At 54.1% G+C, this 12,777-nt stretch carries 13 protein-coding genes; 11 read left to right on the top strand and 2 right to left on the bottom strand.

All coding sequences use genetic code 11. The features are described 5' to 3' along the window. Nucleotides 1-113: 113 nt before the first annotated feature. Nucleotides 114-923 carry an alpha/beta fold hydrolase gene (locus CR46_RS0105730; RefSeq protein WP_030070813.1) on the top strand — a complete coding sequence of 270 codons (810 nt, stop codon included), beginning with the start codon at nt 114-116 and terminating at the stop codon, nt 921-923. Nucleotides 924-945: 22 nt separating this feature from the next. Here CR46_RS0105730 and CR46_RS0105725 read toward each other — a convergent pair whose 3' ends face one another. Both CR46_RS0105725 and CR46_RS0105720 read right to left on the bottom strand, forming a co-directional pair. Next, a complete protein-coding gene (locus CR46_RS0105725; RefSeq protein WP_030070811.1) occupies nt 946-2,319 on the bottom strand; it encodes a heavy metal sensor histidine kinase in 1,374 nt (457 codons plus the stop codon). Beyond that, nucleotides 2,319-2,990, bottom strand: coding sequence for a heavy metal response regulator transcription factor (locus CR46_RS0105720; protein ID WP_030070809.1), 672 nt, complete (start codon nt 2,988-2,990; stop codon nt 2,319-2,321). The genes CR46_RS0105725 and CR46_RS0105720 overlap by 1 nt, the downstream gene beginning before the upstream one ends. A 135-nt stretch (nt 2,991-3,125) precedes the next feature. On the opposite strand from CR46_RS0105720, the gene CR46_RS0105715 reads away from it, so the two are divergent. From CR46_RS0105715 to CR46_RS0105670, 10 genes are all read left to right on the top strand, one after another. Continuing rightward, nucleotides 3,126-3,617 (top strand): GlcG/HbpS family heme-binding protein, encoded by a 492-nt coding sequence (locus tag CR46_RS0105715; RefSeq protein ID WP_030070807.1) that lies wholly within the window; start codon nt 3,126-3,128, stop codon nt 3,615-3,617. Between the two features lie 49 nt (nt 3,618-3,666). Next, a complete protein-coding gene (gene uraH / locus CR46_RS0105710; protein ID WP_030070805.1) occupies nt 3,667-4,077 on the top strand; it encodes a hydroxyisourate hydrolase in 411 nt (136 codons plus the stop codon). Between the two features lie 94 nt (nt 4,078-4,171). Beyond that, nucleotides 4,172-4,348: a hypothetical protein gene (locus CR46_RS18410; RefSeq protein ID WP_198023698.1), complete on the top strand. Its 177-nt coding sequence runs from the start codon at nt 4,172-4,174 to the stop codon at nt 4,346-4,348. Nucleotides 4,349-4,701: 353 nt separating this feature from the next. Further along, nucleotides 4,702-5,640 carry a sugar ABC transporter substrate-binding protein gene (locus tag CR46_RS0105700; RefSeq protein ID WP_030070803.1) on the top strand — a complete coding sequence of 313 codons (939 nt, stop codon included), beginning with the start codon at nt 4,702-4,704 and terminating at the stop codon, nt 5,638-5,640. 167 nt (nt 5,641-5,807) lie between these two features. Further along, on the top strand, nt 5,808-6,818 hold the full coding sequence (locus CR46_RS0105695; RefSeq protein WP_030070801.1) for an ABC transporter permease: 1,011 nt from the start codon (nt 5,808-5,810) through the stop codon (nt 6,816-6,818). Between the two features lie 16 nt (nt 6,819-6,834). Next, nucleotides 6,835-7,794: an ABC transporter permease gene (locus CR46_RS0105690; RefSeq protein WP_030070799.1), complete on the top strand. Its 960-nt coding sequence runs from the start codon at nt 6,835-6,837 to the stop codon at nt 7,792-7,794. Further along, complete coding sequence (locus CR46_RS0105685; RefSeq protein ID WP_030070798.1) at nt 7,791-9,335, top strand: sugar ABC transporter ATP-binding protein; 1,545 nt, start codon at nt 7,791-7,793, stop codon at nt 9,333-9,335. The genes CR46_RS0105690 and CR46_RS0105685 overlap by 4 nt, the downstream gene beginning before the upstream one ends. A 72-nt stretch (nt 9,336-9,407) precedes the next feature. After that, nucleotides 9,408-10,487, top strand: coding sequence for a maleylacetate reductase (locus CR46_RS0105680; RefSeq protein ID WP_030070795.1), 1,080 nt, complete (start codon nt 9,408-9,410; stop codon nt 10,485-10,487). Beyond that, nucleotides 10,484-11,857, top strand: coding sequence for an amidohydrolase family protein (locus CR46_RS0105675; protein ID WP_030070793.1), 1,374 nt, complete (start codon nt 10,484-10,486; stop codon nt 11,855-11,857). The genes CR46_RS0105680 and CR46_RS0105675 overlap by 4 nt, the downstream gene beginning before the upstream one ends. Beyond that, nucleotides 11,857-12,777, top strand: a complete 921-nt coding sequence (locus CR46_RS0105670) for an NAD(P)-dependent oxidoreductase (protein ID WP_030070791.1) — start codon at nt 11,857-11,859, stop codon at nt 12,775-12,777. Before CR46_RS0105675 ends, CR46_RS0105670 begins: the two co-directional genes overlap by 1 nt.

The following is a 12,777-nucleotide window of genomic DNA, read 5'->3' as shown; positions in this document are numbered from 1 at the left end:
TTTATTAAGCGATGTTGCTAAAAGATGTTAAAGGTTCTTGGAAGGTTTTTTGAAGATTTTTGGAAGGTTTTTAAAAAACAGTAGATTTGTTAGAAGAAAGTAGAGGCATTTACGTGTTGACGAAAGAAAGAGTCATTGAAAGAAATAATGTAAAAATTATTGGGTCTGGCAGTAAAACACTAATGTTAGCCCATGGTTTTGGCTGTGATCAAAATGTGTGGCAGCACCTCATTCCACAATTACAAGAGCACTATACGCTAGTGCTTTTTGATTATGTGGGATCAGGCCAATCGCAAATTTCGGCCTTCAGCGAATCGCGCTACTGTGCCCTGGAAGGCTATGCACACGATGTGACCGACATCTGTGAAGCTCTAGATCTGACTGAGGTGCATTTTGTTGGTCATTCAGTTAGTTGCAACATTGGCCTATTAGCGACCATTGCTCAGCCAGAACGATTCTCCAGTCAGATTATGATCTGCCCTTCACCGTGTTTTCTAAATATGCCGCCAGATTACTATGGCGGCTTTGAGCGAGCAGATCTTGAAGAGCTTATTGAACTGATGGATCGAAATTATATGGGCTGGGCCAATTATCTGGCGCCTCTCATTATGGGGGCCGAGAGCTCTCAGCAATTAATTGGAGAGCTTTCCAGTAGTTTCTGCTCTACCGACCCGGTGGTGGCTAAATCGTTTGCGCGCGCCACTTTTTTCTCAGACTATCGCCATTTACTGTCTCAAACGGCACACCCCTCTTTAGTGCTGCAAAGTGAGATAGACTCCTTGGCAAATCCAGAGGTTGGTCATTACCTACATGCCCATTTACCTGATAGCACGCTGCGGATAATGGCAAGCGAAGGGCATTGCATTCACATGACCCATCCAGACCGCGTCGTTCGAGAAATTAACGCTTGGCTAGGTGGATGATGTTACTTAATCGTCGTTACTCTTATGCTTCGTCGTTACTCTTGAGCGTTAACGTAAAGGTAGTACCTTCTTGGTTATTACTTTCAACCTGGACGTCGCCTTGATGCCACTGTGCAATAGAGCGAACAATGGCTAGCCCTAAGCCGCCTGAACCTGCCACGCCGCTTCGCGCTGGGTCGCAGCGATAGAACCGCTCAAACACTCTTGGCAAATCTTCCGGTGGTATAGCGGGGCCATGATTATGAATGCGTAACTCGATTTGGCCTTCAACGCTGGTGGTAGAGATGCTGATAGGGGTTCCTGAACGCCCATAGCGCAGGGCATTAGCGATTAGATTGGCTAAGGCTGTGCGCAGTAGGTCACGGTTGGCAACCACGCTACCGTGGCTGTGGTTCACTAGTGTGCGATCATCGTCCTCTGCCATGCCCTCGAAGTAATCACATAGCTGAGTGACTAACTCACCGAGGTCGACATGCTCACAGGGTAGGGTATGTGAAGGGCTTTCGGTACGTGCTAGGAACAGCAGGCTATCGATCATTCTTGATAAGCGCTCATACTCTTCGATATTCGATTCCAGCACCTGACGATACTCCGCATCACTTCTGTCCCGGCGCAGGGTATGTTGTGTCTGTCCTAGCAAGTTGGTTAAGGGGGTTCGCAGTTCGTGTGCCATATCTGCAGAGTGGCGTGAGAGCTGCGAAAACCCTTCTTCTAATCGATCGAGCATTCGATTCAGGCCTTGGCTGAGACGGCTGATTTCCTCGGTTTCGCCAGCCACACTTAGGCGATGATTCAGTTGGCGAATGTCAATGCGTGCCGCCTGTTCAGCTAAGCGTCGCAGCGGTTGAAGCCCCTGTCGGCTGACGCCCCAGCCAAGTAAAAATGCCAGTAAGGCGCCGACGATTAATGCAATCCATAGCTTGAACTGGTAGGCAGCGAGCATCTGATTACGCTCATTAAGTAACTTACCTGCGACCAGTGTTAATGGCTGGCCATTTTGTTCAAGGGTGTGCCATGCCAGTCTTGCTGGTATTGACCCGGACGTATCATTAAAGCGGACGGTCGTCGTCATCGGTAGATCCGGCACAGGCAGATTGCTTGGGTTAACCTCAATCAATACCTGTCCCTCGTTATCAATTACCCACAGTAAGCTGTCGTGATTGCCCAGCATGTTGGCATAGAGTTGAGGGCGTTGGTGAAGCATCGCAATACTTTCACCATCGTAGAGCAGCGCTTCCATGCGCTCTAGGCGGCCATGCAGCATTTGGTCATCACGCCAGGCAATCTCACGAGTCAGCGAATGGTAGAGATAAGTGCCGATACTGCCCAGCAGTAGCACGCTGACCAGGGCAAAAAGTAGCGATAAGCGCGTTGCTAACGAGTTCAGCGTTGGCATTAAGAACGCTCCTCAAGCACATAACCCATGCCGCGCTCGGTGTGGATGAGTTTAGTGGGAAAGGGGTCATCGAGTTTAGCGCGAAGTCGCCGGATAGCCACTTCGACGACGTTGGTATCGCTGTCAAAATTCATTTGCCACACCCGAGAAGCAATATAGGTGCGTGATAGCACTTCACCTTCTCGGTCGAGAAACAGCTCTAAAAGCGCAAATTCTTTGTTGGTGAGTGCAAGTCGTTCGCCTTGACGGGTAACGCGGCGGCGCAAAACATCCATCTCTAAATCGGCGACGCGAAAGTGCTCTCTTTCGCGAGGCGGGCTGCGGCGTAACAGTGTGCGCACGCGGGCTAGCAGTTCGACAAATGAGAAGGGCTTGACCAAGTAGTCGTCTGCACCTAATTCCAGCCCTTTAACGCGATACTCCACGGCATCGCGGGCGGTCAAAAATAGCACTGGTACTTGGCTGCGGCGGCGGATCAGTGGTAGCAACTGCCAGCCATCAAGGCCGGGCAGCATGACATCAAGAATGATCAGGTCGAATTCGTCCTCTTCAATGTAATGCTGCGCATCGTATCCATCGCGTGCTATCTCAACGGCATAACCTGATTCACCTAGCCCTCTGCTCAGGTAATCAGCGGTTTTTTGTTCGTCTTCTACTACCAGGATACGCATGCCGTGTCCCCGCGAAATCGACACAGAGTAGCCGGATCGGGCGCTTTTTCACATTACAAATCTGTAATGCTGCCGTCAGGTGTTTGACGAGGTCGAGCTGTCAGGATGATGCCATCACTTGATAAGGAGACTTTCATGACATCACGACGTGCTCGCCTGCCCCTGCTTGGTGCTGTCTTGTTGGCCGGTAGCGTGCTTGCCGATACCGGGCCGCTACAGCAGCAGACGCTGTCGCTAGATCTGGCTAATCGCTTAGTGAATGCCACCTTGGAAGCGTGCCATGCCGATGGCCGTACTGCCGTGGTCGCTGCGGTAGACCGTGGTGGCAATCTGGTGGCTTTGCAACGCGATGACAACATCGGCCCCCACAACACGGTGGCCGCCCAACGCAAAGCATTTACGTCTTTGTCGACCGGCAGTACCAGCCGCGCGTTATCTGAGCATTCTCGCCAAGACCCTGAGTCGGCCAACCTAAACACGTTGGATGAATTGCTGCTATTGGGTGGCGGTGTGCCGCTCAGAGTCGAGGGTGAGCTGATTGGTGCCCTTGGCGTTGCCGGAGCAGGTGGTTCTGCCATTGACGAAGGCTGTGCCCTGACGGCTATCGACAGCGTAATACCCCAGTAAATCCCATAAAGATCGCTCTTTACCTATCACCCTAAAAGGATGTTTTTTTATGAAACTATTGTCTGCCCTGTTTGCCGGTATGGTTCTTAGCAGCGTTGCTGCCACTGCACTGGCGGCTGATAACCCGCTAAGCGTTCATGTCCTCAATATCCAGAACGGCCAGCCATCCCCCGGCGTTGATGTTGAGCTTGAACGACATACCGATGGGGGCTGGGAGTCACTGGCAACAGCAACTACCGACGATGCAGGTCGTGTGTCAGCCCTTTATCCCACTGATGAGGCATTCTTGCCAGGTACTTACCGTGTGACGTTTGAAACCGGTGAATGGTTTGAAGCACACGACACCGCTACGTTCTTCCCCAATGTACCAGTGCCTTTCGAAGTAGAAGATGCTGACCAGCATTACCACATTCCACTGCTGCTTAGCCCTTACGGCTACTCAACGTACCGCGGTAACTAATTAAGCATCGATGAACCCCCCGGTTTATTCGTGAGCACATCTTTTTAGATGTTCCATTTATTTGTTGCTTAAGTAAAACGAGAGAGAATGAATCATGAAAGTACTTAACATCGTCGCTGCCATCGCTCTTGCACTGGTCTCTGGTGTTGCGTTAGCAGAGCGGGGTTCTGGTGAAGATAATCAGATCGCCTATCCTGAATCGACGTCTCAACAGCAAAGCGGTGCTGATGGGCATAACGCATTTGTTGATCTGTCAGCCAGAAATCGTTAAGCGTTAGCGTAGCTTGAATAACTGTCTGCGTTAGTTCATTAGCATAGCGGCCTCTTTTATAGTGGCCGCTATGCGGCCATTCAGTCACCGCCTTTTCTTTAGCTGTCTCCTCATTCCTTGCTCTCCTCGTCCCTCATCCCTCGCTATTCTCGGTTTTTTTGTCTTTCTGCGCGGCTTTGTTTTTTAGTTTATGTTTCTCTCTTTGCGTGTAAGCAACAAAAAATAACCATTTTGGCCATTTCTATATGGCGGTCGCGTTGTGCCGAAACAAAGCTCGGCAGTAAGCTCCAAACCCAGGCTTGTATGGCCTGCAGGCTAAAAACAATTACTAAAAAAACGTCAGGAGAAACGCAATGTTCAAGAAAACCGCTATTGCCGCATCTGTCATTATGATGTCGATCACGACGGCGCAAGCTGAAAGCACCTATCGCATTGGTATTACCCAAAACAACGTCGGTGTTGATAGTTACCAAACTACCTATGAGAGTGCCTTTGAAGCTGCTGCAGAGAGCGCTGGCAATGTAGATATTGTTGTGCTGGATGCTGGCGGCGATGTCGCGCGTCAGATTGGCCAGATGCAGGATCTTATTCAGCAGCGTGTCGACGCCATTATTATTTGGCCAACCAATGGACAGGCTGTTATCCCTGCCATTCGCCAAGCGCATAACGCAGGTATTCCGGTGGTCGTCACCAACTCTAAAATTGCTGAAGCGGGACTTGAGTTCATCGCTGCCTTCTCTGGCCCAGACAATGTCCAGCAAGGTATTTCCTCTGCTGAGATGATGTGTGATGCCTTGGGTGGAGAAGGACAAATCGTACAGATTGCCGGCCAACCCGGTTATACCACGGCCATGGAGCGTGCGGCCGGTTTTGAAGAGCGCCTCGCTGAAGCGTGTCCAGGTGTTGAGTTAATGGAGACCCAGCCAGGCAACTGGAACCGCGAGCGCGCCCAGCGGGTGATGGAAGATTTCTTGACCAAGTATGATCGTATTGATGGTGTTTATTCCGGCGATGACAATATGGGCGTTGGCGCTTTAAATGCTGCTAAAGGCGCCGATCGTGCAGATGACATTATCTTCATTGGCGCCACCAACTTTGCGGTTGGCTACGACGCTATTGAGCGTGGCGAGTATTACGGTTCTATTTATCAGTCTCCTGTTGATGATGCGGAAGCAGCTTTGCAAACAGCCCTAGATGTACTGGCTGGAGAAGAAGTGCCGAAAATGAACTTCTTCGAAACACCAAAAATCACCGCTGAAAACCTCGAAGCGTTTGACCGTCCGGTTTTCTAAAGGCAGAGCGTACTGCTGCCTGGTGTTATAGGTGTGTATCGCCTACTAACACCGGCACGGCGTGACCCTAAAGGCAGGTTTCCTGCGTCGGGGGGTACGGTTAGCGTGGCGGGATAGCCCCCGTGCTAACCGGTGCTTTCCGAGGTGATTTTATACAGGTGAATAGCATGGCTTCCGCAGAGCAATCAAAACCTAGGCTGCTGCCGGGAAAACTTAGCAAGGCTGGTGTGCTGAGTTTTCTATCGGCTCAGGGAATACTTATTTTTTTCCTGCTCAGTATGTTCGTTTTTTCGTTCTTCTCTGAGCAGTTTCTCTCCCAGTCCAACATCATGACCGTGGTGCGTCAGGCATCCATCATTGGCATCATCGCAGTCGGTGTCAGCGTGGTGATTATCGGTGGCAACCTGGATCTTTCCGTAGGCTCGATGCTGTCGTTTTCTACCGTTCTAGTAGTCGATTTACACGACAAAATAGGCCCCACTAATGCCATTTTGTTGATGTTCGCGCTGACCCTGATGATTGGTGCTGTGAACGGGTTTTTGATTGGCTTTCTGCGTCTCAATTCACTGATTGTGACCTTGGCGATGCTATCGGCCATTCAAGGCTTTGTGCTGATCTACAGCGGCGGTCAAAACGTCGATATCGCCGATCAGGAAGGCACCTGGTTTGCGTTCTTTGGACGCGGCTTTGTCGGTGGTATTGCGGTCCCTATTCTTATGTTTGGCCTGCTGGCTATCGTGATGCAGGTGGTGATGTCCTATACCGGATACGGCCGACGCATTTTTGCGGTGGGCGGTAACCCGATGGCCGCCGTTTACTCTGGTATTCGCAAGAACTGGTGCGTGTTTAGCACCTATCTGATTTCAGCTTTCTGTGTGGCCTGTGCCGCTCTAGTACTTGGCTCACGGGTAATGGGCTCGCAAAACAACGTAGGCCAGGGCTACGAGCTGCTGGTATTGGCGGGGATCATTCTGGGCGGCACCAGCCTGCTGGGCGGTGCGGGCAGTATTTGGAAAACCGTGATTGGCGTGCTGATCCTGGGCTTTATCCAGAATGGCCTGCTGTTGATGGGCTACCCCTATTACATCCAGTGGATTGTGACCTGGGTCATTATCATTCTGGCCGTATGGCTGGATCTCGCTAACAAGCGTAAGAGCTTGTTCACGACCCACTCATAACGCGGAGGAATGCAACATGACATCAATTAAAGGATTCTTCCGTGGCAGGACGAGTATCCAGCCTATCTGGGTGTTTGTTATCGCGCTCTTTATTTTCTTCAGCTTCATGTCGGAGTACTTCCTATCGTTTGGCAACATCACCAATATTCTGGTGCAGACCTCAACGATTGGCCTGATCGCCCTAGGCATGACCTTCGTGATGATCAACGGCAACATCGATTTGTCAGTGGGAGCGATACTAGGGCTAGCCGCTTCCCTAGCGGTGGGTTTGCAGGAAGTTAGCATGACGCTGGCAATTCTAGCGGCCTTGGGTTCAGGAATCTTGCTGGGTGCCCTGAATGGGTTTGTGGTGTGGAAAACCGGTGTTAACGCTTTCATCGTTACGCTCGGCGCCATGCTAGGCGTACGCGGCCTGATTTTCCTGTACACCGGTGAGCAGTCCTTCTTTGCTATGAACTTTGCGTTTGCAGACTTTGGTACCAGCACGATTGGGCCGGTACCGGTGTTGGCCATCATCTTTCTAGTTTGCGCGTTGATCATGCATCTGGTGCTAACCCGTACCGGCCATGGCCGTAATACCTTTGCCGTTGGCGGCAACCCTGAAGCCTCCATCGATGCGGGCATCCGCCTGGGCCGCCATATGATGATCAACTTTATTATTGTGGGCTTCTTTGCTGCCCTGGCAGGTGTATTGCTAGCCAGTCAGATGGGAGCGGCGACGCCGAATTTGGGGCGTGACTATGAGCTTTGGGTGATTACCGCGGTTGTGCTGGGTGGCACCAAACTGACCGGTGGCTACGGCAGCATTGTAGGCACCCTGGGCGGCGTGTTGGCAATCGGCATTCTGCGTAATGGCATGAACCTGATGCAGGTGCCAGCCTTCTACGTGCTGGTGATCCTCGGTGCGATCCTCATTTCAGTACTTATTATTGATAAGAAACTCAATGCGCCCTCGACCAAGGAGGTGCGGATATGAATCCCTCCCCAACCCAATCACGCCAGCCGGTTGACGCCGCGCCGATACTTGAACTCAAAGGTATTACCAAGCGATTCCCTGGTGTTGTGGCACTCAACAATGTCGATTTCGATGTCCGTCCCGGCGAGGTACACGCCTTGCTTGGGGAGAATGGCGCGGGTAAATCAACCCTGATGAAGGTGCTGGCCGGTAAGCATCAAGCCAATGAGGGCAAGATTATTCTGGGCGGCCAAGAGATGGCCTTTGAAAACCCCAAACATGCCAAGCGTGCAGGCGTAGTGCTGATCCACCAGGAGCAGTCGCTGGTACCGGAGATGACGGTCGCCGAAAACATTTTTCTGGGTAGCTTGCCAAGAAAACCGTTCAACCGCGTTGACTGGCGGAAGCTGCGCGAGGATACCAATAAGATTCTTGAGACGCTCAAGTGCGGTTTTCAGCACGATGACCTGGTGGGTTCGCTGTCGATTGCCAAGAAACAGATGGTGGAAATTGGTCGGGCACTGGCCTTCACCCCCCGAGTCGTGGTGTTTGATGAACCGACAGCGTCGCTCACCGACCACGAAAAGCCGGTGCTTTACGATGTGATCAATTCGCTGTGTGAGCAGGGCGTGGGGATTGTGTATATCTCCCACCGTATGGACGAGATCTTTCACCTTTCTCACCGCATTTCGGTGCTGCGAGACGGCGAATACACCGGCACCGTCAATACCGTAGATACCAACGAAGACGAGATCACCCGGATGATGATCGGCCGCAGTCTGGAGCTTGATCATGCCAGCAAGCCAACGGAGTTCGGCGACAACCTGCTGGAAGTGCGCAACCTCTCGGTGAAGCGGGTGTTCGAGAACGTCAGCTTTAACGTGCGCAAGGGCGAGATTGTTGGCATGTATGGCCTAGTAGGGGCAGGGCGCTCTGAAGTAGCAGAAACCATCTTTGGATTGCGCACGCCTTCCGCTGGGGAAGTGGTATTGGATGGTGACGTTGTCAACTTTCGCAGCGCCCACGATGCGGTTGCCAGTGGCGTTGCGTTAGTCCCTGAAGACCGCAAAGACCAAGGGCTGATTCTGGGCATGAACTGCCGAGACAACATGACCCTGGCAAGTCTTTCTAGCGTGTCGTCACTGGGCTTTATGACGAGTTCGAAAGAGCGTGAAGTCTATGACAAATATCATCAGGCAATGAAGATCAAGACGCCTAGCTGGCGACAGAAGGTGGGCAACCTCAGCGGTGGTAACCAGCAGAAGATTGTTATCGGCAAATGGCTGCATACCCATCCGAAGCTATTGATTCTTGATGAGCCCACCCGAGGCATTGATGTAGGTTCCAAGTCGGAAATTCACACCCTGGTGAAAGACTTGGCCAAGTCCGGCTATGCGGTGCTGGTGATCTCTTCCGAGATGCCGGAAGTGCTGGGGTTGAGTAACCGCATTATCGCTATGTACGACGGCCGTGTGACCGCTGAATTTGATGGCGATAACGTCAGTGAGGACGAACTGGTTCAGGCGATTACCGGCATGGGCAAGCAGGCACAGGCGAGCTAGCTCGCTGTGTTGCGACTGATGTGCACTGCAAAGAGCACATACAGACCACTTCAAACGTATAAGGAATGTTCCATGCAACCCTTTGTTTATAATGGCTTACCATCCCGAGTGGTGTTTGGCCGAGGAACCCTGTCACGTCTAAGTGAAGAGCTTGCTCATCTCGGCTGTTCACGTGCCTTGGTACTGGCCACGCCCCAGCAGCAGCAACAGGCCGAGGATGTCTTGCAGCAGTTGGGCAACAAGGGCGTCGGTGTCTATGCCCAGGCTGCGATGCACACCCCGGTGGATATCACGGATGATGCCATGCGGGTCGTCAAGGAACTGGACGTGGACTGCACCATCGCGATTGGCGGTGGCTCTACCATTGGCCTGGGCAAGGCGATTGCGCTGCGCACGGGGTTAGCCCAGATCGCTATTCCTACCACCTATGCCGGGTCGGAAATGACGCCGATCCTGGGTGAAACCCGTGACGGTGAGAAAACTACCCAGCGCACTCTGGACGTGCTGCCGGAAACGGTGATTTACGACGTTGACCTGACCCTGACGCTGCCAGCTGGCATGTCGGGCACCAGTGGTATTAACGCCATCGCCCATGCGGTGGAAGCGCTTTATGCCCGCGATGGCAACCCAGTGATTGCACTGATGGCCGAAGAAGGCATTGCTGCTCTGGCGCGAAGCCTGCCGGTTATCGCCAATGATCTGTCCAACGTCGACGCACGTGCCGATGCACTTTACGGCGCTTGGCTGTGTGGCGCTTGCCTGGGCTCGGTGGGCATGTCGCTGCACCACAAGCTGTGCCATACCCTGGGCGGCTCTTTCAATCTTCCCCATGCAGAAACGCACACCATCGTGTTGCCGTATGCGGTGGCCTACAACGCCCCGGCCGCGCCGCAGGCGATGATGCGTATCCAACGCGCCTTGGGGTGCGACGATGCGGCCACTGGTCTGTATGACCTGGGGCGTGCGGTTGGCGCTCCCAGCGCACTATCGGAACTAGGCTTCGGCATCAATGATGTGGACAAAGCCACGGCGATGGCCACCCGCAACCCTTACTGGAACCCGAGAGAGATCACCGTTGACGGGATTGCGCGCCTGCTGGGCAATGCCCAGGCAGGCTTGCGGCCACAATCTGAACGCGGGGAGGCGCTATGAAAACCCTGTTTATTAACGCCACCGTAATCACCATGGACCCAGCGCTGGGTGAGTTAAGCAAGGGCCAGGTGCTGGTTGAGGATGAGCGGATTGCGGCCGTGGGCCATGATCTGTCGGCAGGTGCGGATGCCGAGGTGATTGACTGTGGCGGCGGCATCCTGATTCCCGGGCTGGTGAATGCGCATATGCATACCTGGCAGACCGGCCTGCGCGGCGTGGCGGCCAACTGGACGCTGCTGGAGTATTTCCGCCACGTACACCGTGGCCTGGCAGCGCTGTTCACACCGGATGATATTTATATTGCCACCCGCATGGGTGCGATCAACCAGCTTAATTGCGGTACAACGACGCTGGGGGACTGGTGCCACAATAACCCGACGCCCGAACATACCGATGCCGCCGTGCGTGGGCTGAAAGAATCGGGGATTCGCGCCCTGTTCATGCACGGCTCGCCCAAGCCGGACCCCAAACCCGGTCAGCCGCACTTTAGTGAAATTCCCCATCCGCGCCATGAAATTGAGCGCTTGCTGGCAGGGGAGCTGTCTGCCCCTGCTGGCCTGGTCACTCTAGGGATGGCGATTCTGGGGCCGCATTACTCCACCCTGGAGGTCACCCTGCAGGACTTTGCCCTGGCCAAAGAATTCGGTCTGGTCGCGTCCATGCACCAGGGCGGTGGCGAAGCCGTGGCCCCCGGCGCCTGGGACGAAGTAGAAGCCCGTGGCCTGCTAGGCCCGGATATCAATATTGTCCATGGCCAGAGCCTGGATGATGGTCAGATGTCCCGGTTCTGTGCCAGCGGCGTGACCTTTTCAGTGGCCCCGGAAAACGAGATGACCCAGGGCCACGGCTTTCCGGTCACTGGCCTGGTACGCCAGCACGGCGGCGTAGTTTCACTGGGAGTGGATCTTGAATCGGTGCTTTCTGGCGATATGTTCAGCGTGGCCCGTGCGGCCCTGGGCATGCAGCGTTCCCTGGATAACGATGCCTCTCGCCGGGAGCAAGGCAAGATCCCCGATACCTCGACCATTACCACCCGGGAAGCGCTGGGCTGGATCACGCTGGATGGCGCGAAAGCCCTGGGGCTTGATGACCGCATTGGCAGCCTGACCCCAGGCAAGCAGGCGGATCTGGTACTGCTGGACAGCAATCAACTCAATATGCAGCCGGTCAACGACCCGATTTCCAGCGTTGTCATGCAGACAAGCTTAGCCAACGTCGACAGCGTCATGGTGGCCGGGCAGTTCAAGAAACGTGGCGGTCGCCTGTTGATGAACACTCAACAGGGCATTGCCGAGCTTGCCGCGTCAGGCCATCGCATTCACGCCGAACTGCTGGCGCGTGAAGTGCAATCCACACAGGAGGCACACTAATGTCCCATTCATCCTCCAAGGTCGCCTGGGTTGGCCTGGGCAAGTTGGGCTTGCCAATGGCCAACCGGATTATTCAGGCCGGGACTGCCGTTCAAGGCTTTGATCTTTCAGCACAGCGTCTGGCGCTCGCCGAAGACATAGGCATTACCCCGCATCAGTCGCTTGCCAGCGCCGTGGCGGAGTGTGGCCTGGTATTTGTCTCGATTCCCGATGACCGGGCACTGCTCAGCCTGTGTCTTGAACCGGGTGAGCTTATTCGTCACATGACGTCTGGCAGCATCCTGATCGAAACCAGCACGGTGAGTGTGGAAGCCTCAGCACGGGTAGCTGAAGCAGCCAAAGCCCAAGGCATTGCCTATCTGCGCAGCCCGGTGTCAGGCAACCCGGTGGCAGCAGAGGCTGGCACGCTGTCGGCGATGGTGTCTGGCCCACGCGATGCATTGGAAGCGGCGAAACCCGTGTTTGACGCTTTTACCAAGGCGCAGTATTGGCTAGGCGATGAAGAGCAGGCTCGGGTCGCCAAGCTGGCCATCAATCTGATGATTGCGGTGAGTGCCGGCATGCTGAGCGAAGCCCTGACCCTGGCACGTAAAGGCAACATTGAATGGGACGCCATGTTGGAGCTGATTTCTGACAGCGCAGTGGGCTCACCCATGGTGAAGTACAAGGTGCCGCCGCTTTCACAGCGCGATTTCACCTCGACGTTTTCCGCCGCCCAGATGGCCAAGGATCTTGACCTGATCCTGAACTGTGCCCATGGCTCAGGGGTGTCGACGCCACTGGCAGCGCAAATGCGTGAAGCCTATACCGCGCTGATCGCCACCGGACATGGCGATGATGACTATATCGCTACCGTACATCACACCGAACGCCTTTCCGGGCTGGGTGAGCCAACGCCTGCACAGCAGGGAGGGCAATAA

The sequence above is a fragment of the Vreelandella neptunia genome, from assembly GCF_000712975.1.
In the GTDB taxonomy this organism is placed as follows: Bacteria; Pseudomonadota; Gammaproteobacteria; order Pseudomonadales; family Halomonadaceae; genus Vreelandella; species Vreelandella qaidamensis.
This window is presented reverse-complemented; position numbering and strand designations above follow the sequence as displayed.